Raw genomic sequence first — 21,634 nt, forward strand, 5'->3', positions numbered from 1 at the left:
TTGAACGACCCGCAGAAAACGCACTTGCGGCCCCGCTCAAAGTTGGCCGCACACCCGAAAACCCTCGAACCCCCTATAACCATGCGCCTTTCCTCCTAGCACATGGTTACGAATCGCCCTAATTACCTTATAAATTCCTATCCAATGTTACTCTTCCATGGAGAGAGAAATGAACACGCAAAACTTGTTGCTTCGGCGTGCCATTGGCGTGTTAGTCGGACTCGGAACATTGGCGATTGTCGTGGTCGGCTTCGCGCAAACCGCCGCAAACCCGCCCACCCCTCGCCCGGGATGGAGCAATTATAATGAGCTTCCGGCTATCCCGAGGGGAGGTTACTCGATTGTGGAAGGCATGTACCCAACTATTGAAGGTGATAAACCGACTTATGTGGCTACGGCGATATATCATTATCGTTGCTCTTCTCCCACCCAGCCGGCCAAGGATGGATATGGCAGACTATTGGTTTACGGGACCGGCTCAGACTACGTGATGACGCAAATAACTGGCGGCGTGCTCGAAGATATTACGTTTGCCCGACGAGATGACGATAAGCGATTTCTTATTACCGCCAACTCTCCTAAAACTTACCAATGCTTCGTTAGTCATAAGGTTTCTTACCTAACCGACGTTTTTGCAGTAAAATAACTTTTTGAACTGACCTTACCCGCAAGTGTGCGCACATAAAAAAACGCCGGGTGCTTTCACACCCGGCGTTTTCCGTAAGTTGCGACAATCGCGGACTTAGGCGACTTTGCGCGCGGTGTCCTCGATCATCTTCTTGGCCTTGCCGACGATCCCTTCCGGCGCGCCGGACTTGATCGCGATCTTGCGCGGCTTCATCGCTTCCGGCACCTCGCGGGCGAGGTCGATCCAGAGCAAGCCGTTGTCGAGACCGGCGCCCACCACCTTGACGTGGTCGGCGAGCTGGAACTTGCGCACGAAGTCGCGTGCGGCGATGCCGCGATAGAGATAATTGGCTTCCTTGTCCGCGGCCTTCTTGTGGCCTTCGACGGTGAGCAGGTCTTCCACCGCCTCGACCGAGATTTCATCCTCGGCGAAGCCGGCGACCGCCAGCGTGATGCGGTAGTCGTTCTCGCCGGTCACTTCGATGTTGCAGGGCGGATAGTTGGGCGAGGCCGATTCCTGCAGCGCCTCGTCGATCAGGCGCGCGAAGCGGTCAAATCCAATAGTGGAACGGAACAGGGGGGTGAAGTCGAACGTGGTCATGGTGACATCCTCCGATTTGAGCAATGTGACACCGCCGGGACGGGCGTAACGCCCGCGCCCAACGTTCCGGACCCTCCAATAGGCGTCCGGCGAGAATGAGTTGGGCCACGGCCGACGGCGGCGCAACCCCCGGCCAATTAGTTGATATTGCAATATTTATTTCAAGACCACCCCGGGTTCGGCCAGCACCTTGCCGGCGATGCGATGAGCCTCGACCCCGGCCGGAACGCCGCAATAAATGGCGATCTGGATCAGCGCGTCCTGCAGCTCGGCGCGGCTGAGGCCGTTGCCGATGGCGGCGCGGAAATGCAGCTCGAATTCGTGCGGGCGGTTGAGGGCGGCGAGCATGCCGAGGTTGAGGAGGCTCCGCTGCCGACGGTCAAGCCCGTCGCGCCCCCAGCACGCCCCCCAGCAATATTCGGTCAGCAATTCCTGGAAGTCGCGGTTGAAGGGATCGGCCTGATCGAGAGCCTTCGCCACCCGCTCGCGGCCCAAAACCTCGGTGCGAATCCTGCGCCCTTTTTCGAAAACTTCCTTGGACATCGGCCTTTCCTCCGTGGGTGATCGGGATGGGAGAAGCGGTTATACTCGATTTTATGGAAATCGACGTCTTCTACGACATCGTTTGCCCGTGGTGCTTCATCGGCAAGCGGCGGCTGGCCCAGGCGCTCGCCCGCCGCCCGGCCGCCGACGCAAAAATTCATTGGCGGGCGTTCCTGCTCAACCCCCACATGCCCGCGGAAGGCGTCGAGCGCGACATCTACCTGATTCGCAAGTTCGGCAGCGAATCGCGCATCCGCCGCCTGCAGGGCGCGCTGCTGGAGGCCGGGCAATCGGTCGAAATTCCGTTCGCGTTCGACCGCATCCAGCGGACGCCCAATTCGATCAACGCCCACCGGCTCGCCTTCTTCGCCGAGCGCGAAGGCCGCGCCGACGCCGTCGTCGAGGCGCTGTTCCGCGCATACTTTCTCGAAGGCCGCGACATCGGCGACGTTGATGTGCTTGCCGACATCGGCGCCGAATGCGGCCTCGCACGGGACGCGGTCGCCGCCTACCTCGCCGGGACCGAGGAGGTCGAGCGGGTCGCCGAGGAAAACAACCGCGCGCACCGCTTGGGCGTCAACGGCGTGCCGGCGTTCGTCTTCAACCGCCGCTTCGTCATTTCCGGCGCCCAGGATCCGCAGGTGCTGGCGCGCATGGCGGACGCGGCCGCCGCCACCGGCGACGCGGCCTGAATCTCCGCCATGAGCACTACGTCCGGTTTGCATCAGATCGGCCTGACCTACGACCCCGTCCAGGATCGTCTCGTGCTCCGCATCAGCTCGACCGACAAATCCGAATGGCGGCTCGCGCTCACCCGTCGTTTCGTGAGCCTGTTGTGGAAATCCCTGGTCGGCGCGCTGGAAAAGAACCCCGATATCCGCGACGACCTGATGCCCAAGATCAAGGAAGCGATGCTCGCCATGCAGCACCAGGCGGCGGTCGAAAGCACCGACACCAGCAAGGCCTTCGCCGACGACAACCGCGATCTCACCTCCGACACCGGGCCGCAACTGGTCGTGTCCGCTCGCGTCGCGCCCAAGGGCGACACCCACACCGAGCTGTATTTCCGCACCGCCGCCGGCACCGACATCCGCTTCGTCATCGACAAGACGCGGCTGCACGCCTTTTGCCACCTGCTGGTTAAAAGCGCGGTCAACGCGGAATGGAACCTGCCGATGACCATCGGCGACGCCGCGGCGCTCGCGCCCGCGGGCGAGCGGGTGCATTGATCGGCGGCGCGTTCAGACGGCGAGATAGCGGTGCTGCACGTCGGGATCGGCGCGGAACGCGGCGCTTGTACCCTGGTAGCGGATGTGGCCCTTTTCCAGCACGTATACGCGCTCGGCGAGGGCGAGCGAAAACTGGACATTCTGCTCGGCGAGCAGGATCGTCATTCCTTCGGCCTTGAGGCGGGCGACCTGCTCCTTGAGACGCTCGACCACGAGGGGGGCCAACCCTTCGGAGGGTTCGTCGAGCAGAAGAAGCTCGGGGTCGGTCATCAAGGTACGCGCGATCGTCAGCATCTGCTGCTGGCCGCCGGAGAGATACCCGCCCTTCCGGTCGGCGATCTCTCGCAACTCCGGAAAAAGGGCGAAGACGCGATCAGCCGTCCAGCGGGAATGGCCGGCGCGATGGCCGGCGGCGACGTCGAGGTTCTCGGCGACGCTCAGGTCGGAAAAAATCCGGCGATCCTCGGGCACGAATCCGATGCCGAGCCGGGCCAGCTTGTAAGGGCGTTGTCCCGCGATATCCCGGTCTTTCCACACGATCCGGCCTCGGCTCGGCGGCGTCAGCCCCATGATACCGCGCAAGGTCGTGGTCTTGCCGACGCCGTTGCGTCCGAGCAGACACACGCATTCACCTTGCGCGACCGTCAACGAGACGCCGAACAGCACTTGCGACGCGCCGTAGGCGGCGTGCACGTCCTCGAGCGCGAGAATAACGGCGCTCACGAGTGCCCGGTCCCGAGGTAAACGCGACGCACTTCCGGGTCCTGCTTCACCTCGGCCGGTTTGCCGATGGCGAGGACAGACCCGTGATGCAGCACGACGATTCGGTCGGCGATCGAGAACACCACGTCCATGTCGTGTTCGGTGAAGAGCAACGTCAGATGACGCTCGCGCGCGAGCCGCCCGATCAGCGCGATCGCCTTTTGCGTTTCCGCGATCGACATGCCCGCCGTCGGCTCGTCAAGGAGCATGATTTCCGGATCGAGGGCGAGCGCGATGCCGAGCTCGAGTTGCTTCTGGTCGCCGTGGGACAGATATTGCGCCTTCTCGTTCGCACGGTCGCGCAAGCCGACGGATTCAAGCAGCTCATCCGTTTCCGTCCCGTACATCCCGGCGGACGGCCGCCAAAACTCCCAGCCTCGGCCGCGGTGGGCGACAAAGGCCGCCTGGACATTCTGGCCGACGGTGAGCGAGGGAAAGATGTTCGTCCGTTGAAACGAGCGACCCATGCCGAGCCGGCATCGGCGGTGGGGCGGCAGTGCCGTCACATCCCGGCCCTTGAACATCACCGTGCCGGCATCGGGTCGCAAAAGCCCGGTCAGCAGGTTGAACATGGTGGTTTTGCCGGCCCCGTTCGGCCCGATCATGGCGGTGATCGATCCGGACGGCACGTCGAAGCTGACGTCGCGCACGGCCTGAAAGCCGTTGAACGAGCGGCTCAGGGCGCGCACCTCGAGGAGATTGCCGGCGCCCGCGAGCGCAGGTATCCGCTCGGTCGTGTTCATCGGGCGGAATCCCGCGATATGGGCGGCGCGGATGCTCCGGTGCGGCGCTGCCGCACCGCGCGCCCAATATCGATCAGCGAACCGAGCACGCCCGCCGGCAGCGCGAGAATCAGCGCGGCGAGGATTATCCCGAGCACAAGCGACCAATATTCGGTGATCGCGGTGATCTCCTGGTTCAGCCACAGGATCAGGAACGCGCCCATCACCGGGCCGTAGAACGTCCCTATGCCGCCGAGCAGAGCCATGATCAGGACCTCGGCGCCCTTGGTCCAGTTCATGAAATCCGGATACACCCCGCGATTGAGGATGCCAAAGAGCGCACCGGCGAATCCGGCGAGAGCCCCGGCGACGATGAAAACGGCGAGCCGATGGCGACGGACGTCGATGCCGATCGACTGCGCCCGCTCCGGATTGTCGCGGACGGTGGTCAGGATCAATCCGAAGGGCGACTCCACGATCCGCCGCGCCGCCCAGATGCCGAGCGCGACCAGGACGATCGTCAGAAAATGAAAATACTCTGAGGGCGGCCGCGACCCGATCAAGGGCAACACCTTCATCCACTCGAGGTTCGGCGACGGCACTCCGAAAAGACCCTGGTCCCCGCCGGTGACCTCGTTCCAGCGGAAACAAACCGCCCAACTGATCCAGGAAAACGCCAGTGTCAGCATGGCGAAATAGACCTTGGTCAGCTTGACGCAGAAGTAGCCGTAGACCGCCGCGAATAGGGCGGCGACGACACCGGCCGCGAGGAAGGCCCACGGAAATGCGACGCCGCCGTTTTTCATCAAGAGACCGCAGGTATAGGCCCCGATGCCGAAATAGGCGGCATGGCCAAACGAGACCAAGCCGGTGTAGCCGACGAGCAGATTGAGGCTGATCGCGAACAAGGCCCAGATGGCGACGTCGGTCGCGAGATAAGTGTAGAGCGGAGAGCCAAAGAAAGGCACCGCAAAGGCGATCGCGAACAGCGCCGCGCCCCAGGGGATTTTCCGACTCATTTCAGGGCCCTCCCGCCCAGCAATCCGGTCGGACGCAAGATCAAGACTGCGACCATCAGGGCGCCGACCGCGAACAGCGAGAAGCGCGGCATGAGAAGAATGCCGAACGAGAACACGAGGCCGTAGATGACCGAGCCCAAGAAAGTCCCCCAGAAAGAGCCGAGCCCGCCGATCACCACGATGATGAACAGCGCGATGATAATCTCGGCATCCATGCCGGGCACGATCGCGGCCACCGGCGTGATCAGGGCGCCGGCCAGCCCGGCGAGGAACGAGCCGACCACGAAGGTGCCGAGATAGAGAAGATTGACATTGACGCCGAGGGTTTCCAGCATCTCGCGGTCGAGCGCCGCTGCCCGGATCAGCCGTCCTGCCCGGGTCCGTTGCAACACCAGCCACAGAACCAGCGCGATCGCCGGACCAAGCAGGATGATGAACAGGTTATAATCGGGCAACGTCGTTCCAAACACGACGCTGTGTCCGGCGAGCGACGGCGGCCGGGACACCGAATGCTGCTTCACCCCCCAGATCACCTTGACGAAATCGGTGAAGAACAAGACCAGGGCGTAGGTGAACAGGAGCTGATAGAGCTCCTCGCGGGTATAGAGAAGGCGGAAGAGAAACCGCTCGATGACGCCGCCGAGAACGGCGACAACCGTCGCCGACGCCGCCACCGCGACCCAAAAACTCGTTTCGCCCGGTCCGAGCCAGACTACGCACTGATAAGCCACGTAGGCGCCGACCATGTAGAGGGAGCCATGGGCGAAGTTCAGCACCCTCATCACCCCGAAGATCAGCGACAACCCCGACGCCATCAAAAAGAGAAAGCTGGCGTTGGTGAGTCCGCTGAGCGCCTGGGCAAACAGGACGCCGAGATCGATCATGGTCATCCCCCGCGGGAGTCCTCGGGAGCCGAGCCCGGACGCCGTTCGGGCGCCGTCAATCCATGAACTTCGCCACGTCGATGAACATGACCGGATTGAGGACCGGGAACGGATACTTCGGATCGGAGACCGCCTTGCCCCAGACCATGCCGCGCGTCGCCTGCTGGTCCTTGGCGCGGATCGTCATCGGTCCCTGCGGGCTTTGGATTGTCAGTCCCTTGAGCGCGTCGGAAACCTTGGGCGGGTCGATCGAGCCCGCTTTCTTAATCGCCTCGGCTAGGAACTGCATGGCGATATAGCCCTGGATCGGCCAACCCGAGGGAATCTCCTCGCCAAGATACTTCTTCAGCCGTTCGGTCCATTCCTTGTGCGCCGGTCCGCCGTCGAAATTGAAGGCGTCATAAGTGTTGCCCCAGATGCCGACCGGGTAGTCCTTGCCGAGCGAGCGCAGCGCCTCGATTGCGCCCGCCTCGCCGAGGCCGATGAACCGGTGGTTGAGAGCTTCGAAGTAGCGGAGCGGCTTCGCCTGCTTGGCGAAGGCATCGAAGTTGCCGCAACAGATGACCGAGAGCACGGCGTCGGGCTTGGCCGCGATCTGTGCTGTGATGAAGGCGCTGTAGTCCGGCTCGTTCAGTTTCGGCCATTGCTGGTCGACGATCTGGATGTCCGGGCGGAGCTTCTTGATGTGCGCCACGAACGAGGCCGCCGCATCCTGACCGTAGGCGAAGTCTGGAGCGATGGTGGCGACCCGCTTGACCTCCGGCCATTTGGCCATGAGCTCGGCGGCCGCGCGGCCCTCGGTAGTGGTGTTCTTGGCGACGCGGAAGACGTAGGGGTGCAGGGCGTCGGGCGCGGTCAGGCGGTCCGTCGCCGGAACCGGAGCGATGAACAACACCTTCAGGTCCTTGGCGATGGCGGACACCGCCGTCCCTTCGGCCGAGGTGAAGGTGCCGACCAGGAAATGCACCTGCTCCCGCAGGACCATCTCGCGCGAAACGCGGACGGCCTCGTCGGGTCGCGACTTGGTGTCGCGGGAGACGATCTGGAATTTCCGCCCAAGCACCCCGCCCTTGGCGTTGATTTCGTCGGCGTACATCTGGGCGCCCTTGAGCACGGAGGTGCCAAATTGAGCCCCTGCCCCCGAAAGGATCATCGGAACGCCGACCCGAATCGGCTCCTGGGCCTTGGCCGCCGGCGCGACGGCGAGAGTCGCCGCCAGAGCCGCCGCAACCGATATCCCGGCGAGCATCGACGCCGAGACAATACCGCGCATATGCGTTTTCATTTCGATTCTCCCTGTGATGTGTTTTTATGGCTTAGCGGACTCAGGTGATGGGAGTTTGCGATTTGCCGCCTTTTTCCCACACGTTGAACGTCGCTTCCCAGAGCGAGACCTTGCCGTCGCGAATGGTCCAGAACTCGGTACCTCGCCCGCACATGGTCTTGCCGGTTTGGGCGTCCTCCCATTCGCCGTCCCAATAGTTGCCCATCATGTTGCCCTCAAGCATGCGCAGGTCCTTGCGCAGGCGGTAATTGCGCTGGCGCGCGAAGCGTGCGCGCAGGAATTCCTCCGCCGCCGCCTTACCGCGGATCTCGGGGATATCGGCAAACCGAATCACGATGTCGTCGGTGTAGCCGCTCAAGATCGCCTCGACGTCACCCCGGGCGAAGATGTCCTCGACGTGCTTGACGAGCTTCAGCGCGAATTCGCGGGTGACGGGTTTGGGCGCCATTACGTTCATCGTCGTATCCTCCCTTGTCGCGGTTGGTATTGCTTTCAACCGAAGTTCGATATATAGAACTGTTTTCGATATATTGAATTAACCTTACCATCGACCGTCGCGGGCGTCAAGAGCGGGGACCAGCGCGCCGACCCGACAGGGACAACGGAGGATAGAGACCCGATGCGCCAGGACTCTTCTCGCATCCGCGCGGCGGACAAGTCGCGGGATCTCGCCCCAGCGCTCACACGCGGAATCCAGATCCTCGAACTGATCGCCGCCTCGCGCCGGACTTGGTCGCTGACCGAGATCGCGACCGAGCTCGCGATCGCGAAGAGCTCCGTCTTCGGACTCTGCGCGACCCTGCAATCGGCGGGTCTGCTGGAACGCCAGAGCGATGGAACCTATCGGCTTGGCTTGAAGCTCGTCGACCTCGCCAACGCGCGGCTCGAGGATTCCGACTTGCCCGCCGCGTTCTACGCCATTTGGGATTCCTTTGGCGTATTCCGCCAGGAGGCGGTCATTCTCGCGGTGCGCGACGGCGCCGACATGGTGTATGTCGCCTGTCGCAATAGTCCGCTTCCGCTCGGTGTGACCTTCCGGGTCGGCATGCGGCTGCCGGCCTGCTGCACCGCGACCGGAAAAGCCTGCCTGAGCACGCTGTTCGACGAGGCCGTTCGCGCCATCTACCAGAACCGAAAACTGGCACAGTTGACCGCCGCCGGCGTCGCGACCGTGGATGCCCTTCTCGCTCAGCTCGCCGTCGTCCGCAAGAACGGCTTTTCCGTCGACGACGGCGAGACGCGTGAGCACATGTGCTCGTTCGGAGCGCCGGTCTTCGACCGGGGCCAGGCGGCCGCCGTCGGCGGCGTCGCCATCAGCTTTCTCAAGGCGAGCCTCGACGCCGCCACGCGCGTTCGCGCGGCCGCAGTGGTCAAGAAGTTCGCGGCGGAATTGTCCCGCTCTCTCGGCGCCTCTCTCGCCGCCCCTTCCCGACCATCGGTCAAGGCGGCGCGATAACCCGAGGGTTCAATCACCCCGGGCGATGCGGCACAATTGCCCAAGCGCGTCCTGCGCGCCCTTGAGCCGCTCGGCCGGCGTCGCCCAGTCGCCGGCGAACACCAGCTTCTGATCCGGCCGCACCCGAACCGCGCCCGGATGGGCGGTGAGATAGCGCACCAATCCGACCGGATTGGCGAAGATATTGGCCCGGAAGGCGATCACCGCGCCCTTGGCCCCGACCTCGATCCGCTCGACCCCGGCGGCACGGCAGAGAATCTTGATCGCCACCACCTCGAGCAGGTTGGCGACCTCGGGCGGCAACGGGCCGAAGCGGTCGATCAGTTCGACGGCGAAGGCCTCGATCTCGTCGCGGCTTTCGACCAGGGAGAGTCGCCGGTAAAGCCCCATGCGCACGCCGAGGTCGGCGACGTAAGACTCGGGGATCAGCACCGCCATGCCGAGATCGATACGCGGGCTCCATTCGCCCTCGCTCTTGGCTTCGCCCTCGCCGCGCGCTTCGGCGACCGCGTCTTCCAGCATTTGCTGGTAAAGTTCGACGCCGACTTCGCGGATGTGCCCGGACTGCTCCTCGCCCAGCAGATTGCCGGCGCCGCGAATGTCGAGATCGTGGCTCGCGAGCGTGAACCCGGCACCGAGGTCGTCCAAGGTCTGCATCACCTGCAGGCGCTTTTCCGCCGCCGCCGACAGCGTCCGCCCCGGCGGCAGGGTGAGATACGCGTAGGCGCGCACCTTCGAGCGCCCGACCCGTCCGCGCAGCTGATAAAGCTGGGCGAGGCCGAACATGTCGGCGCGATGGATGATGATGGTGTTAACCCGCGGCAAGTCCAATCCCGACTCGATGATGTTGGTCGTGAGCAGCAGGTCGGCGGCGCCGTCATAGAAGATGCCGATCGCGCGTTCCAGTTCGCGCGCGGCCATGCGCCCGTGCGCGGTCACGAGCTTGAGATCGGGCACCAGTTCCTTCAATCGCGCCGCCATGCCGCCCAAATCCTCGATGCGCGGGCAGACGCAGAACACCTGGCCGCCGCGGAAGCGTTCGCGCAGGATGGCTTCACGCACGATCACCGGATCGTACGGCAGCACGAAGGTGCGGACCGCGAGCCGGTCGACCGGCGGGGTCGAAATCAGACTCATCTCCTTGAGGCCGGCGAGCGCCAGCTGCAACGTGCGCGGGATCGGCGTCGCCGACAGCGTCAGCACGTGCACGTCGGCGCTGAGTGCCTTGAGCCGTTCCTTGTGGGCGACGCCGAAATGCTGTTCCTCGTCCACCACCAGCAGGCCGAGATCGCGGAAGCGCACGTCGGCCCCGAGCAGCGCGTGGGTGCCGATGACGATGTCGAGCCTGCCTTCGGCGAGCGCGGCCTTGGTTTCGCCCGTGTCGCGCCCGGCGGTCAGGCGCGACATTTCGGCGATGCGCACGGGGAAACCGGCGAACCGTTCGGTGAACACGCGGAAATGCTGGCGGCAAAGCAGCGTGGTCGGCGTCACCACCGCCACCTGGCGGCCGGCGAGCGCGGCGACGAAGGCGGCGCGCAGCGCCACCTCGGTCTTGCCGAAGCCGACGTCGCCGCACACCAGCCGGTCGGTCGGCTTGCCGCCGGCAAGATCGCCGATCGCGGCCTCGATCGCGCGCAACTGGTCGTCGGTCTCGGCGTAAGGAAAACGCGCGCAGAATTCGTCGTAGAGGCCCTCGGGCGCGGTCATGGCGGGCGCGCTCTTGACCGCGCGCGCGGCGGCGACACGGATCAGTTCCGCCGCCATTTCGCGGATGCGCGACTTCATGCGCGCTTTCCGCGCCTGCCACGCCACGCCGCCGAGCTTGTCGAGCGCCACGCCCGCCTGCTCGGAGCCGTAGCGGGAAATCAATTCGACGTTCTCGACCGGCAGGTACAGCCTGTCGCCGCCGTCGTAAAGCAACCGCAGGCAATCGTGCGGCGCGCCGCCGGCCTCGACCGCCTGCAGGCCCTCGTAACGGCCGATGCCGTGATCGGCGTGCACCACCAGATCACCCGCGGCCAGTTCGGACGCTTCGGCGATGAAATTTTCCGCGCGCACGCGACGCTTGCCCGCGCGCGTAAGCCGTTCGCCGAGCAGATCCTGTTCGGTCACCAGCGCGAGGCCGGGGGCGACGAACCCGCGCTCCAATCCGACCACGGCAGTCGCCACCTCCGCCGCTGGACCGTCCGTCGCGTCGCGCCAATCGGCGACGGCGCGCAAGGGGCCGATCCCGTGTTCGCGCATGACGGTGGCGATACGCTCGCGGGCACCCTCGCCCGACGCCGTCACCACCACGCGGCGGCCTTCGGCCCGCAGCATGTCCAGGTGCGCCTTGAGCGCCTCGTAGACGTTGGCGCCGGGCTGGACGCGCACCTCGGCGAAATCGCGCCCCAACCGTCCTTCCGCGTCGACGACGGCGACCATCCCCGACGGCGTCGCGTCGGGCGGCGCGAACGACGAGAATTCCGCCGTGGCGCGGGCGGCGAGCGCGCGGTCCCATTCCTCGCGCCCGAGATACGTGCGCTCCGGCGGCACCGGGTTGTAGGGCGCCGCGTCCTCGCCGCCTTTGCCGCGTATCCCGGCGCGCGCGGTGAAATATTCGGCGATCGTTTCGAGCCGTTCCGCGATCGCCGGCTCGGTCTCGGGATCGAGCGCCACCGGCGCGGTGGGCGCGTAGTCGAGGAGCGTTTCCATCCGTTCGTGGAACAGCGCGATCCAATGTTCCATGCCCATGTGCCGCCGCCCGGCCGAAATCGCCTCGTAGAGCGCGTCGTTGGCGGCGGGCGCGCCGAACAGGGCGCGGTAGCCGGTGCGAAAGCGCGCGATCGATTCGGGATCGAGCGGCACCTCGCTGGTCGGCTTCAACGCGGCGCCGGCAATCTTGCCGACGGTGCGCTGGGTTTCGGGATCGAAGGCGCGCACCGCCTCCAGCGTGTCGCCGAAGAAATCGAGGCGCAGCGGCCGTTCGGCGCCCGGTGGGAACACGTCGAGGATGCCGCCGCGCACCGCGTATTCGCCGGGTTCCATCACCGTCTGGGTGCGGCCGAACCCATGCCGGACCAAAAACGCGGTCACCGCGTCGGGCGCAAGCCGGGCGCCAGGTTCCAGCGCCATCGTCGCGCCGGCGAAATAGGTACGCGGCGGTACGCGCTGCAGCGCCGCCGACACGGTGGTCAATATCGCGCGCGGCGATATGCGCTCGTCCCCCGCGAGGCGCGCGAGCGCATCGACCCGCTTGCCGGCAAGTACCGGGTTGGGGGACACCCGGTCGAACGGCAGGCAATCCCAGGCGGGAAACTCGAGCCGCTCCACGTCGGGGGCAAAGAAGGCGAGCGCCTCGGCGACAGCAGTGAGCGCGGCGCCGTCGCGGGCGACAAACAGCACCTCCCCTTGCGCGCGGGTGAGGTCGGCGAGCACGCGCGCGGCATGGCCCTGGGGCGCGCCGGCGATCAGCCGTCGTCCGGGGAACGTCATGGATGGAAGTACGAAACTCACGACCGCTTCCGCGCGAAATCCTTCAGCATCCCGAGCACGTCGTGGTCGAATTCGGCCGGCGCAGGGCGCTTTTCGGTGATCCAGTCGAACAGATCGTTGTCGGGCACCTCCAACAATCGCTCGAACAGGTCGAGGTGGCCGGGCGACAGGCCTTCCAGCCGCCGCTCGGCGAAACGCCCGAGGAGCCAATCGGTTTCCTGCATGCCCCGATGGCGGGCGCGATAGAGAATCCGTTTCAGGCGGTCGTTGGGAAACATGGGAAATCGGGCGTTGCCTGGGGCCGAAGGGGGCCTAGGATATACGTCGCCCGCGCCCCTCTGTCAGCCGCCCATGCGCCCCGAGATTCTGTTTTCGCTGTTCAGGCCCGTCACCGCGCTCGCCGGCATCGGGCCCAAGCTCGCCCGCGCGGTCGAAGCCCTGGCCGGGCCCAAAGTCGTCAACCTGCTCTGGCATCTGCCGAGCGGCGTGGTCGACCGTCGCCATTCGCCCCCCATCGCCGACGTGCGCGAAGGCGAAATCGCGACCCTGACGGTCAAGGTCGAGCGCCACCGCAAGCCGCCCAACCCCCGCCTGCCTTACAAGGTGATCGTGTCCGACGACAGCGGGCGCCTGACCCTGGTCTTCTTCCACGCGCGCGAGGATTACCTGCAAAAGCTCCTGCCGGTCGGCGAAACGCGGGTGGTCAGCGGCAAGATCGATCTGTTCGACGGCGAAGCGCAGATGGCGCACCCCGACCACGTCGGCACGCTCGCCGATCTGGACCGCATCCGTGCGGTCGAGCCGATTTATCCGTTGACCGAGGGGCTGTCGCAGCGGGTATTGGCGAAGGCGATCCGCGACGCGCTCGACGATGCGCCGGAGCTGCCGGAATGGATAGAGCCGACCTATCTCGCGCTCCAGGGATGGGCGCCGTGGCGCGAGGCGATCCGCGCCGCGCACGCGCCCGCGAACGATTCCGAGCTTGCGCCGACGGCGAAGGCGCGCCTGCGGCTCGCCTACGACGAACTGCTCGCCAACCAGTTGGCGCTCGCCCTGGTGCGCGCGAGTCTCCGCACCCTCAAGGGCCGCGCCGTTGCCGGCGACGGGCGGCTGCGCGCGCGCGCCGTCGCCGCGCTGCTCTTTCAACTGACCGGGTCGCAGCAGACGGCGCTCGCGGAAATTCTCGCCGATATGGCGGCCGAGGCGCGCATGCTGCGCCTGTTGCAGGGCGACGTCGGCAGCGGCAAGACGGTGGTCGCGGCGCTCGCCATGCTCAATGCCATCGAGGCGGGCGGCCAGGCGGCATTGATGGCGCCGACCGAAATCCTCGCCCGCCAGCATCTCGCCACCCTCGCGCCGCTCGCCGAGGCGGCGGGAGTCCGCGTCGCCCTGCTTACGGGGCGCGAGCGCGGCCGCGCGCGCGACGAGGTTCTCGCCGGCCTGGCGTCGGGCGAGATCGCCATCGCCGTCGGCACCCACGCGCTGTTCCAGGACGAGGTCGCCTTCACCGACCTCGCGCTCGCGGTGATCGACGAGCAGCACCGCTTCGGCGTGCACCAACGCCTGACGCTCGCGGCGAAAGGGCATGTCGTCGACATGCTGGTGATGACGGCGACGCCGATCCCGCGCACCCTGATGCTCACGGCCTACGGCGACATGGACGTCTCGCGCCTCACGGAAAAACCGGCCGGGCGCAAGCCGGTCGATACCCGCGCCGTGCCGCTGGAACGCTTGAGCGAGGTTACCGACGCGGTCGGCCGCGCGATCGGCGAAGAAGCGCGCGTGTTTTGGGTCTGCCCGCTGGTGGCGGAATCGGAAAAAATCGACCTCGCCGCCGCCGAGGACCGTTACCGCCACCTCGCCCAGTTGTTCGGCAAGCGGGTCGGGCTAGTGCACGGGCGCATGAAGGGCCCGGACAAGGACCGGGCGATGGCGGATTTTTCGGACGGAACAACGCGCGTGCTGGTCGCGACCACGGTAATCGAGGTCGGCGTCGACGTGCCGGACGCGACCGTCATGGTCATCGAGCACGCCGAGCGCTTCGGCCTCGCCCAACTGCACCAGTTGCGCGGACGCATCGGACGCGGAACCCGGCCATCGGCCTGCATCCTGCTCTACGCGACGCCGCTTTCCGAAACCGCGCGCGCGCGGCTTTCGATCCTGCGCGAGACCGACGACGGCTTCCGCATCGCCGAGGAGGACCTGCGCCTGCGCGGCGCGGGCGAGCTTTTGGGCACGCGCCAGAGCGGGCTGCCGGATTTCCGCCTCGCCGATCTCGCCATTCACGGCGAACTGCTGGTCGCCGCGCGCGACGACGCCAAGCTGGCGCTCAGCCGCGATCCCGATCTCTCCACCCCGCGCGGCCGGGCGCTAAGAATTTTGCTTTATCTGTTCGAGCGCGACGAAGGGGTGCGCCTGCTGAGGTCGGGGTAGCTTACGCCTTCTCCGCCCCGCCGATGCGGCGTTTCGGCGCGGCCAGCGCAGCGACGCGCTCGGGCGGCACCACCAGGCCGGTCGAGACCACGAACTTGATCGCTTCCTCCACCGTCATGGCGAGCGGGATGGTTTCGCGCTTCGGCACCACCAGCAGGAACCCCGAGGTCGGGTTGGGCGTGGTCGGCACGTAGATCAGCAGCATTTCCTCGCTCGCCAGCCGGCCGATCTCGCCTTCCGGGCGGCCGGTGACGAAAGCGACGGTCCACAGACCCTTGCGCGGGTATTCGATCAGCACCGCTTCGCGGAAGGCCTGGGATTTCTGCGCCAGCACCGTTTCGAACACCTGCTTGGTCGCACTGTAGATGCCGCGGATCACGGGCATGCGCGCGAACAGCGTTTCGGAAATGCGGGTGAACTGGCGGCCGATGAACCCGGCGGTCAGCGCGCCGACCAAGGTCAGTCCGACGACCAGGACGACGAGTCCGAGTCCGGGGATCGAGAACGGCAGATAGTGTTCCGGGTTGTAGCGCGCCGGAATCAGCGCGATGATCCTGTCGTCGATGAAAGTGATGAACGCCCAGGCGATGTAGAGCGTGACGAAGACCGGCGCGGTGATGAGAACGCCGGCAAGCAGATAGGCGCGCAGCCGCGCTCCGAGGCTGATGCGCACCAGCAACGGGGGCGCGGGCTCGCCGCCCGCGGCCGGGGTCTTGTCCGGGGTTTCGTTCATCGTCGGCCGTGGGCCGTCTTATAGCATTTATTTGCGCCGGATGGTGTCGGCGAGAATATTGAGCAGCGCCCGGATGAACGGGTCGCACTTGGCCAGCTTTTCCTGGAACATGGCGCGGGTGACCACGACCACGGTGGTCTTGACCTTGGCTTGGGCGGCGGCGGCGCGCGGCTTGTTGTCGATCAGGCCCATTTCGCCGAACAAGCCGCCCTTGCCGATAGTCGCAAGAACGGTTTTGTTCCCGTCCACGGTCCGGAAAATCTCGACCTCGCCGTCTTGAATCAGGAAAGCGTTGGAGGCCTCTTCCCCTTCCTTGAAAACCAGTTCGCCTTCGGCGAGAACCTTGCGTTGCAAAATAACGTCGGCCATGGCTCCGGACCCCCCTCTCCCATCGTCATATAGCGCGGGAAAATATCGTTGCGATCGTGCCCGGCAAACCCGGCCCGCGGTCTTTCTTTCAGGGCAAAGTGTAGTCTTCTCCCATAACGACGCAAGGCGCTTCCTGGTTTCGAGTCCGCCCGTATCCGGCAGAGGGTCAAGCGACACAGGGCTCAATCGGTGCAATAATGCACAGGACCCATGAGCCGCGAATATCCCGACCGTCCCGTCGCCGGCGTCGGCGCGATCGTGATCGCCGACGGCCGGGTCTTGCTGATCCGGCGCGGCGGCCCGCCGCGCGACGGTCAATGGAGCCTGCCCGGCGGCGCCCAGGAATTGGGCGAGACTTTCGCCGAGGCCTGCGCGCGCGAAGTGCGGGAAGAAACCGGATTGACGATCGAGGTGCTTGGCATCGTCGATGCGGTCGATTCGATCGTCCGCGACGACGCGGGGCGGGTGCGATTCCACTATTTGCTGGTCGATCTGCTCGCCCGGCCGACCGGCGGAACGCTCAAGGCCGGCGGCGACGCGGCGGACGCGCGCTGGTTCGCCCCGGACGAGGCGCTTGCCCTGCCCCTCTGGTCGGAAACCGCACGCGTCATCCGCAAGGGCTTGGCAATGGCGGCGGGGCTCGCGCCACCATCGGTCACGGCAGACGGGCGTCCAATTCGCGGATGATGGCCGGAACGATCTTCAACGCTTCGGCCTTGGGCATGCCCGGCTTGAGGCGCGGGTCGTAAAGGGCCCGCACCACCATGACGTCCGCGCGCGACAGGTCGTACAGTTGATCGCGGTCGCTGAAGATCGAGGGCCTGACCAGGTCGGTGTCGTTGGGAAAGCCGAGAGTTTGGGTCAATTCCTCGAGCAGGCAATGGTTGATGCTCGCCATGTCCCGATCGGTGTTGGCGACAATGACGGCCCCAATCAGCGTTCCGACCGGTTTTTGCCAGGACACGAAATAGCAGCCGCCCGGCGCGGCCAACCGTTCGATCAAGCCCTGATCCACGCCGCCGATCTGGATCTTCCCCATCTGCGCTCGGGGCACGAACACGACAGTTACGTTGGCGGCCTCGCCCGCCTTCGCCAATTCGATCGATAGGTCGGTAAGGCCCGAAAGCGTCGCCGCATGCCGGCCGAGAAATTCGAGATGACGGTCGCTGGGCTTGCCCCGGATCGCGAGACGGACCGGCGATTGCCACTTGGCGATCGCCGTGGAAGCGAGCTTGGGGTCGAGCTCGGAACCGAATACGACCGTCTCGAACAAGCGGACAACGTTTTCGACCGCCGGGCGCGGCGGCGCTGAAGCCGATAAACCCGGCGGCGAATTTGGCGCCCGGTTTTCGGTCGTGGCGGCCGGCGCCGCCGTGCGACGAGCGGCGTCGGCCCATGCCGGTTCGAAAGGCGCGAGGGCGACCCAAGCGATCACCGCGGCCAACCATAATCGGGTCATCCGCCGTCCTCGATCGACCAGCTTTCGAGCATCGCCTCGGCGACCGGACGAAACGCGTCGAAGCGGTCGCCGGGCGCCGTGTAGGACCAGATATGGACCACGGGCGCCGCCGCCCGCCGCATAATCACCACCCACTTGCGGAACGATTCGCCGCCGTGGCGATAATTGACGAGAAATTGGGAACCTTCCACGCGTTTGTCGCCCTCGCCGCGAAAGATCGGCGTTTCGGCTTCGGTGCGCACGTCGGGCACCGCGCGGGCGAGGCGCATCTTGAAATCGGCGAGCACCTCGGCGGTGGCGGCGACCGCCGACGCGGCGCCCGGCGGGCGCACGTTCTCGATGCTGACCGTCGCGCGATAGGCTTCGGTCCCCTCGCGCCCGCTGAACACGACGAGAAACGGATTTTCGCGCGCCGCCACCCAATCGCGGGGATAAGCGACGGTGAATCCGAGCGCGGGGTCGGTGAAGCGCGCATCGAGTCTGGGCGCGCCGGAGCTGGGGGCCTGGACATTCGGATTCTGAGCGTTCGCGCCCGGCGCCCAGGCGCCAATCAATACGGCCACAGCCAATGCCGACAACGGAACTCGCATGGCGTAACGGTACGCCCGGCCGAGGCCGCCCCGCAACCACGCATTCGGATGCCCCTCCGCCGCCGCGTTTGGGGTAGTATGCCCCGCGCGGCCGGTGCGGATCGGGTGAGAATCGCATGGACGAATTCGGCGTAACCTTGCTCGGCGCCCTCGCGGCCGGATTTCTCAGTTTCATTTCGCCCTGCGTGCTGCCGATCGTGCCGGCGTCGCTCTGCTTTCTCGGCGGCACCACCTTCGACCGGCTTGCGGCCGATTCGGTTCCGCCCGATGTTTCCCGGCGCGTGATCGTCGCCGCGCTCGTGTTCGTGCTCGGTTTCGCGACCGTGTTCGTCGCCCTCGGCGCGACCGCGAGCGCGCTCGGCCGTCTCGTGTCCGACTACAAGGAACCGCTGGCGCAAGCCGCCGGCCTCTTGATCGCTCTGTTCGGATTGCACTTTCTCGGCGCGTTCCGGATCGGCGCCTTGAATTTCGAAAAACGATTCCATGTCCAAGCCTCCGCCGGCAAGAAAGCCGGCGGCCTGGTTCTGGCCTACGTCGCCGGACTTGCCTTCGCCTTCGGCTGGACGCCGTGCGTCGGCCCGGTGCTGGCCGCGATCCTGACGCTGGCCGCCGGCGGACCGTCGACCGGCCACGGTGTCGCCATGCTCGGGGCCTACGCCGCCGGCATCGGCGCGCCGTTCATCGCCGCCGCGATCGCGTTCGGACCGTTCCTGCGCTGGGCCAAGGGATTCCGGCGCCGCTTGCGGACGGTGGAAATCGTAACCGGCCTGTTGCTGATCGCGACCGGCGCCGCCATCTTCTTCGGCCAGATGGCGCATATCGCCCAATGGTTCCTGGAGGCGTTCCCCGCGCTCGGGCGCCTCGGTTAGGAAAGATCAGCGCACCGCCAGCACCGCCGACGACGCCTGGCCGATGACGCGCTCGCACACGCTGCCGACCAGCGCGCGGTCAAGGCCGGTCCGGCCGTGGCTGCCGAGCACGATCAGGTCCGCATCGCGCGATTTGGCGGTGGCGACGATCACCGAATCCGCTTCGCCCGGTGCAACCACGCCGTCGGCCTCGATCCCGTCCTTCTGTAACAGCTGGACGGTGCGCTCGACCGCGCGGCGGCCGTCTTCCTGACGGGCCTCGCTATGGCTCGGCACCATCGCGCCGACCACCGTCACCGGCAGCCGGCACACGCGCGCGATCGCGCCCGCGGTCACCGCCGCCGCGTCGCCGAAGCGCGAACCGTCGGTGCCGATCAGGATGCGGCGCGTCCACATCTCGGCCGCGCGCGGCACCACCAGCACGCTGCACTGGCCGCGCCCGATCGCCTTGACCGTCGCGTCGCCGACCGACATGCGCGCGAGGCCGCGGCTGCCGCGCCGCCCCATGACCAGCAGATCGGGGCGGGCTTCCACTTCCGCCTCGACGATCTCGCGCGCCGGATCCTCGCCGCGGCGCAGCATCGGCTCGCAAGCGACGCCCGCCTCCTTGGCCGCCGCGACGACGGTGTCGAGGTAGTTCCAAGCGTCTTCTTCCGCCCGCTCGACCAGGTCGTGGGCCAAGGCTTCGTACTCGGGATTGGTCCGCACGATGGTCAGCGCGGTGATACGGGCGCCGCTTTTCGTGGCGAACGCGATCGCCACCCGCACCGCTCCCGCGCCGAATCCGGAGGCATCCGACGCCAAAAGGATTTTCTCGAACCGCCCGGTCGGTGAAAGCTGGCCTTGTTCCGACATGGATGACTCCCCGATGTGTCAGTGGCCGACCACGAGCACGCCCGATGCGGCCAGTAGTAGAACGGCGATTTGCGCGACAATGATTCCGGCAAACAGGTAATCCCGGTGCTTGAGCGGATAGAGCAGGATGCGGGCATAACAGACGATGGTCACGCCGGATAGAAAGGAGATGCCGACGAAGTTGAGATAATCCCCGGTGAGCGCCAATGTGAGCCACGACCATCCCCATGGCACCTGGGCGGCTTCGAGGTATTCGTAGACCGACAACCCCCAGTAATCGGGCAAGTCCTCGAACGGCACGTGCGGCGCAAGCAGTCCGGAAATGTAGACGACGAAGGTCGCAACCAGGATCCCAAGACCCGCCTTCATGCCGACATCGAGCGCGGCGGCGTACACCAGCTGTTCGCGTGTGGCATAGAACGCCTTGCGGAAGCGCCGAACCATCGCCCGTCCCCTAGATCCCGAAACCCTTGAGCACGGCGCGAATGCCCGCCGCCAGCAACAGCACGATCACCACGATGCGGATGACGGAAGCCCGCGTGCGCGCCAGCAGGCGCACCCCGATCACCGAGCCCAGCATGATGCCGACGATGGAGGGCACCGCGACCAGCGCCAGCACCGCCCCCGCGTTGATGTAGACCCAGGCGGCGGCGGTATCGACGATCGACAGCATAAACTTGCTGGTCGCCACCGACACCTTGAGCGGCGCACCCAGCACCAGATTGAGCACCGGCACGTTCGCCCATCCCGCGCCGAGGCCGAACATGCCGGCCAGCATGCCGATGCCCGCGAACAGAATGAGCCCCGCCGGCGTGCGGTGTATCTTCCAGTCGATGTCGGTCTGGCGATAGGGGTCGTGGAATACGCCGCTGATGCGGAGCGCGGTCGAGAGCCGATCGGCTTGCGGCACGTCGGGCAGTTCCGATTTGCGGCCGAAGAACATCAGCACCACGATGCCGAGAATCGTTCCGCCGAGCGCAAACTCGATGTAGCGTGCCGGCAGCGCAAGCCCGATCGACGCGCCGACGATCGCCGACATGGATGCGATCAATCCCAACGGCAGCGCGAGGCGCAGGTTGGCCATGCCGCTGCGCAGCAGCCCCGGTCCCGCCGCGAGCGCCCCGGCCAGCGCTACCAGCAGTCCCGCGCCGCGGACGAAATCGATGTGAAACGGGAAAAAACCGCCGACCACCGGCACGAACAGGACGCCGCCGCCGATGCCGCCCAGCACCGCCACGATTCCGAGCGCGAACGAGACGACGAAGAGCAACGACGCCCACGCCCACCACGGCAGATCGAAGGCCGCGTTCTCGGCGGCGTACGCGGGCGAAACCCCCGCCAACACCGCGAACGCGACAAGGAGGAAAATCGACGGTCCTCTCATGTCCCGGTGTCCTGCGATCGGCGAAAAGCCGTGAAAAAGGCGGGGAAAGACCGTCGACCTTAAACCAGTATTTCGGCCGCGACGCAACAAGCTAGCGGACGATCATCACCGAATGGTGGGCATCGCGCAGCACCGTCTGGGCGACGCTGCCTTTGACGAAACGGCGGAAGCCCCGCTTGCCCGAATCGGCGAGAACGATGACCGAAAAGTCCTGGCCCGCCTGGATGATTTCCTCGGCCGGGGCCCCGACCGGCGTGAACTTGTTGAGGACCGGAATGCCGAGCCCGGCGAGCATGCGCGCCGCGTCCTCGACGTGATTCTTGGCCGCCGCCAGTCCGGC

The 21,634-nt window shown here is 66.0% G+C and carries 24 protein-coding genes; 7 read left to right on the top strand and 17 right to left on the bottom strand.

Annotated features, from left to right (window positions below; all coding sequences use genetic code 11):
• Nucleotides 1-169: 169 nt before the first annotated feature.
• Nucleotides 170-646 carry a hypothetical protein gene (locus FJ311_11565; GenBank protein ID MBM3952078.1) on the top strand — a complete coding sequence of 159 codons (477 nt, stop codon included), beginning with the start codon at nt 170-172 and terminating at the stop codon, nt 644-646.
• 96 nt (nt 647-742) lie between these two features.
• Here FJ311_11565 and FJ311_11570 read toward each other — a convergent pair whose 3' ends face one another.
• Together FJ311_11570 and FJ311_11575 are read right to left on the bottom strand one after the other, a co-directional pair.
• The gene (locus tag FJ311_11570) at nt 743-1,228 is read right to left on the bottom strand and encodes an Hsp20 family protein (protein ID MBM3952079.1); all 486 of its coding nucleotides are present in this window, start codon (nt 1,226-1,228) and stop codon (nt 743-745) included.
• 156 nt (nt 1,229-1,384) lie between these two features.
• Nucleotides 1,385-1,771 carry a 4-carboxymuconolactone decarboxylase gene (locus FJ311_11575; protein MBM3952080.1) on the bottom strand — a complete coding sequence of 129 codons (387 nt, stop codon included), beginning with the start codon at nt 1,769-1,771 and terminating at the stop codon, nt 1,385-1,387.
• Nucleotides 1,772-1,824: 53 nt separating this feature from the next.
• Between FJ311_11575 and FJ311_11580 the strand changes: the two genes are divergently transcribed.
• Complete coding sequence (locus tag FJ311_11580; protein MBM3952081.1) at nt 1,825-2,463, top strand: DsbA family oxidoreductase; 639 nt, start codon at nt 1,825-1,827, stop codon at nt 2,461-2,463.
• A 9-nt stretch (nt 2,464-2,472) separates the two neighbouring features.
• Complete coding sequence (locus FJ311_11585) at nt 2,473-3,000, top strand: hypothetical protein (protein MBM3952082.1); 528 nt, start codon at nt 2,473-2,475, stop codon at nt 2,998-3,000.
• 12 nt (nt 3,001-3,012) lie between these two features.
• On the opposite strand, the gene FJ311_11590 is transcribed toward FJ311_11585, so the two are convergent.
• The 6 genes from FJ311_11590 to FJ311_11615 are packed head-to-tail and all read right to left on the bottom strand — an operon-like array spanning nt 3,013 to nt 8,129.
• Complete coding sequence (locus FJ311_11590) at nt 3,013-3,711, bottom strand: ABC transporter ATP-binding protein (protein ID MBM3952083.1); 699 nt, start codon at nt 3,709-3,711, stop codon at nt 3,013-3,015.
• A gap of 8 nt (nt 3,712-3,719) precedes the next feature.
• Nucleotides 3,720-4,505 (bottom strand): ABC transporter ATP-binding protein, encoded by a 786-nt coding sequence (locus FJ311_11595; protein MBM3952084.1) that lies wholly within the window; start codon nt 4,503-4,505, stop codon nt 3,720-3,722.
• On the bottom strand, nt 4,502-5,503 hold the full coding sequence (locus tag FJ311_11600) for a branched-chain amino acid ABC transporter permease (protein ID MBM3952085.1): 1,002 nt from the start codon (nt 5,501-5,503) through the stop codon (nt 4,502-4,504). Before FJ311_11600 ends, FJ311_11595 begins: the two co-directional genes overlap by 4 nt.
• Nucleotides 5,500-6,393: a branched-chain amino acid ABC transporter permease gene (locus FJ311_11605; protein MBM3952086.1), complete on the bottom strand. Its 894-nt coding sequence runs from the start codon at nt 6,391-6,393 to the stop codon at nt 5,500-5,502. The genes FJ311_11600 and FJ311_11605 overlap by 4 nt, the downstream gene beginning before the upstream one ends.
• A gap of 49 nt (nt 6,394-6,442) precedes the next feature.
• Nucleotides 6,443-7,672 carry a hypothetical protein gene (locus tag FJ311_11610; GenBank protein ID MBM3952087.1) on the bottom strand — a complete coding sequence of 410 codons (1,230 nt, stop codon included), beginning with the start codon at nt 7,670-7,672 and terminating at the stop codon, nt 6,443-6,445.
• Nucleotides 7,673-7,712: 40 nt separating this feature from the next.
• Nucleotides 7,713-8,129 (bottom strand): nuclear transport factor 2 family protein, encoded by a 417-nt coding sequence (locus FJ311_11615; GenBank protein MBM3952088.1) that lies wholly within the window; start codon nt 8,127-8,129, stop codon nt 7,713-7,715.
• A gap of 162 nt (nt 8,130-8,291) precedes the next feature.
• Between FJ311_11615 and FJ311_11620 the strand changes: the two genes are divergently transcribed.
• A complete protein-coding gene (locus FJ311_11620; protein MBM3952089.1) occupies nt 8,292-9,128 on the top strand; it encodes an IclR family transcriptional regulator in 837 nt (278 codons plus the stop codon).
• Nucleotides 9,129-9,137: 9 nt separating this feature from the next.
• Here FJ311_11620 and mfd read toward each other — a convergent pair whose 3' ends face one another.
• The gene (gene mfd / locus FJ311_11625; protein ID MBM3952090.1) at nt 9,138-12,602 is read right to left on the bottom strand and encodes a transcription-repair coupling factor; all 3,465 of its coding nucleotides are present in this window, start codon (nt 12,600-12,602) and stop codon (nt 9,138-9,140) included.
• 17 nt (nt 12,603-12,619) lie between these two features.
• Nucleotides 12,620-12,880, bottom strand: coding sequence for a succinate dehydrogenase assembly factor 2 (locus tag FJ311_11630; protein ID MBM3952091.1), 261 nt, complete (start codon nt 12,878-12,880; stop codon nt 12,620-12,622).
• Nucleotides 12,881-12,953: 73 nt separating this feature from the next.
• Here FJ311_11630 and recG point away from each other — a divergent pair, with 73 nt between their 5' ends.
• Nucleotides 12,954-15,035, top strand: coding sequence for an ATP-dependent DNA helicase RecG (gene recG / locus FJ311_11635; protein ID MBM3952092.1), 2,082 nt, complete (start codon nt 12,954-12,956; stop codon nt 15,033-15,035).
• A 1-nt stretch (nt 15,036) separates the two neighbouring features.
• On the opposite strand, the gene FJ311_11640 is transcribed toward recG, so the two are convergent.
• Together FJ311_11640 and FJ311_11645 are read right to left on the bottom strand one after the other, a co-directional pair.
• A complete protein-coding gene (locus FJ311_11640; protein MBM3952093.1) occupies nt 15,037-15,768 on the bottom strand; it encodes a DUF502 domain-containing protein in 732 nt (243 codons plus the stop codon).
• A 27-nt stretch (nt 15,769-15,795) separates the two neighbouring features.
• On the bottom strand, nt 15,796-16,137 hold the full coding sequence (locus FJ311_11645) for a cyclic nucleotide-binding domain-containing protein (protein ID MBM3952094.1): 342 nt from the start codon (nt 16,135-16,137) through the stop codon (nt 15,796-15,798).
• 210 nt (nt 16,138-16,347) lie between these two features.
• Between FJ311_11645 and FJ311_11650 the strand changes: the two genes are divergently transcribed.
• The gene (locus tag FJ311_11650; protein MBM3952095.1) at nt 16,348-16,824 is read left to right on the top strand and encodes an NUDIX domain-containing protein; all 477 of its coding nucleotides are present in this window, start codon (nt 16,348-16,350) and stop codon (nt 16,822-16,824) included.
• On the opposite strand, the gene FJ311_11655 is transcribed toward FJ311_11650, so the two are convergent.
• A complete protein-coding gene (locus tag FJ311_11655) occupies nt 16,793-18,361 on the bottom strand; it encodes a DUF2927 domain-containing protein (GenBank protein ID MBM3952096.1) in 1,569 nt (522 codons plus the stop codon). The two genes, FJ311_11650 and FJ311_11655, sit on opposite strands and share 32 nt — an antisense overlap.
• Between FJ311_11655 and FJ311_11660 the strand changes: the two genes are divergently transcribed.
• Nucleotides 18,303-19,055, top strand: coding sequence for a cytochrome c biogenesis protein CcdA (locus tag FJ311_11660; GenBank protein MBM3952097.1), 753 nt, complete (start codon nt 18,303-18,305; stop codon nt 19,053-19,055). The two genes, FJ311_11655 and FJ311_11660, sit on opposite strands and share 59 nt — an antisense overlap.
• Nucleotides 19,056-19,061: 6 nt before the next feature.
• Here the strand turns inward: FJ311_11660 and FJ311_11665 are convergent, their stop codons facing one another.
• The 4 genes from FJ311_11665 to FJ311_11680 all read right to left on the bottom strand — a co-directional run.
• The gene (locus FJ311_11665) at nt 19,062-19,910 is read right to left on the bottom strand and encodes a universal stress protein (GenBank protein MBM3952098.1); all 849 of its coding nucleotides are present in this window, start codon (nt 19,908-19,910) and stop codon (nt 19,062-19,064) included.
• 18 nt (nt 19,911-19,928) lie between these two features.
• Complete coding sequence (locus tag FJ311_11670) at nt 19,929-20,354, bottom strand: hypothetical protein (GenBank protein MBM3952099.1); 426 nt, start codon at nt 20,352-20,354, stop codon at nt 19,929-19,931.
• Nucleotides 20,355-20,364: 10 nt separating this feature from the next.
• On the bottom strand, nt 20,365-21,294 hold the full coding sequence (locus FJ311_11675) for a sulfite exporter TauE/SafE family protein (GenBank protein ID MBM3952100.1): 930 nt from the start codon (nt 21,292-21,294) through the stop codon (nt 20,365-20,367).
• A 91-nt stretch (nt 21,295-21,385) separates the two neighbouring features.
• Nucleotides 21,386-21,634: universal stress protein (locus tag FJ311_11680; protein ID MBM3952101.1), on the bottom strand; the 249-nt coding region annotated here is incomplete at its 5' end.

It is taken from the genome of Rhodospirillales bacterium, assembly GCA_016872535.1.
Taxonomy (GTDB): Bacteria; Pseudomonadota; Alphaproteobacteria; order Rhodospirillales; family 2-12-FULL-67-15; genus 2-12-FULL-67-15.

What these genes read in the sequence shown, in the direction of transcription:
- FJ311_11565 (MBM3952078.1), top strand. Translation starts at nt 170, where the DNA reads ATGAACACGCAAAACTTGTTGCTTCGGCGTGCCATTGGCGTGTTAGTC.
- FJ311_11570 (MBM3952079.1), bottom strand. Translation starts at nt 1,228, where the DNA reads ATGACCACGTTCGACTTCACCCCCCTGTTCCGTTCCACTATTGGATTT.
- FJ311_11575 (MBM3952080.1), bottom strand. Translation starts at nt 1,771, where the DNA reads ATGTCCAAGGAAGTTTTCGAAAAAGGGCGCAGGATTCGCACCGAGGTT.
- FJ311_11580 (MBM3952081.1), top strand. Translation starts at nt 1,825, where the DNA reads ATGGAAATCGACGTCTTCTACGACATCGTTTGCCCGTGGTGCTTCATC.
- FJ311_11585 (MBM3952082.1), top strand. Translation starts at nt 2,473, where the DNA reads ATGAGCACTACGTCCGGTTTGCATCAGATCGGCCTGACCTACGACCCC.
- FJ311_11595 (MBM3952084.1), bottom strand. Translation starts at nt 4,505, where the DNA reads ATGAACACGACCGAGCGGATACCTGCGCTCGCGGGCGCCGGCAATCTC.
- FJ311_11600 (MBM3952085.1), bottom strand. Translation starts at nt 5,503, where the DNA reads ATGAGTCGGAAAATCCCCTGGGGCGCGGCGCTGTTCGCGATCGCCTTT.
- FJ311_11605 (MBM3952086.1), bottom strand. Translation starts at nt 6,393, where the DNA reads ATGACCATGATCGATCTCGGCGTCCTGTTTGCCCAGGCGCTCAGCGGA.
- FJ311_11610 (MBM3952087.1), bottom strand. Translation starts at nt 7,672, where the DNA reads ATGAAAACGCATATGCGCGGTATTGTCTCGGCGTCGATGCTCGCCGGG.
- FJ311_11615 (MBM3952088.1), bottom strand. Translation starts at nt 8,129, where the DNA reads ATGAACGTAATGGCGCCCAAACCCGTCACCCGCGAATTCGCGCTGAAG.
- FJ311_11620 (MBM3952089.1), top strand. Translation starts at nt 8,292, where the DNA reads ATGCGCCAGGACTCTTCTCGCATCCGCGCGGCGGACAAGTCGCGGGAT.
- mfd (MBM3952090.1), bottom strand. Translation starts at nt 12,602, where the DNA reads ATGACGTTCCCCGGACGACGGCTGATCGCCGGCGCGCCCCAGGGCCAT.
- FJ311_11630 (MBM3952091.1), bottom strand. Translation starts at nt 12,880, where the DNA reads ATGTTTCCCAACGACCGCCTGAAACGGATTCTCTATCGCGCCCGCCAT.
- recG (MBM3952092.1), top strand. Translation starts at nt 12,954, where the DNA reads ATGCGCCCCGAGATTCTGTTTTCGCTGTTCAGGCCCGTCACCGCGCTC.
- FJ311_11640 (MBM3952093.1), bottom strand. Translation starts at nt 15,768, where the DNA reads ATGAACGAAACCCCGGACAAGACCCCGGCCGCGGGCGGCGAGCCCGCG.
- FJ311_11645 (MBM3952094.1), bottom strand. Translation starts at nt 16,137, where the DNA reads ATGGCCGACGTTATTTTGCAACGCAAGGTTCTCGCCGAAGGCGAACTG.
- FJ311_11650 (MBM3952095.1), top strand. Translation starts at nt 16,348, where the DNA reads ATGAGCCGCGAATATCCCGACCGTCCCGTCGCCGGCGTCGGCGCGATC.
- FJ311_11660 (MBM3952097.1), top strand. Translation starts at nt 18,303, where the DNA reads ATGGACGAATTCGGCGTAACCTTGCTCGGCGCCCTCGCGGCCGGATTT.
- FJ311_11655 (MBM3952096.1), bottom strand. Translation starts at nt 18,361, where the DNA reads ATGAAACTGAGAAATCCGGCCGCGAGGGCGCCGAGCAAGGTTACGCCG.
- FJ311_11665 (MBM3952098.1), bottom strand. Translation starts at nt 19,910, where the DNA reads ATGTCGGAACAAGGCCAGCTTTCACCGACCGGGCGGTTCGAGAAAATC.
- FJ311_11670 (MBM3952099.1), bottom strand. Translation starts at nt 20,354, where the DNA reads ATGGTTCGGCGCTTCCGCAAGGCGTTCTATGCCACACGCGAACAGCTG.
- FJ311_11675 (MBM3952100.1), bottom strand. Translation starts at nt 21,294, where the DNA reads ATGAGAGGACCGTCGATTTTCCTCCTTGTCGCGTTCGCGGTGTTGGCG.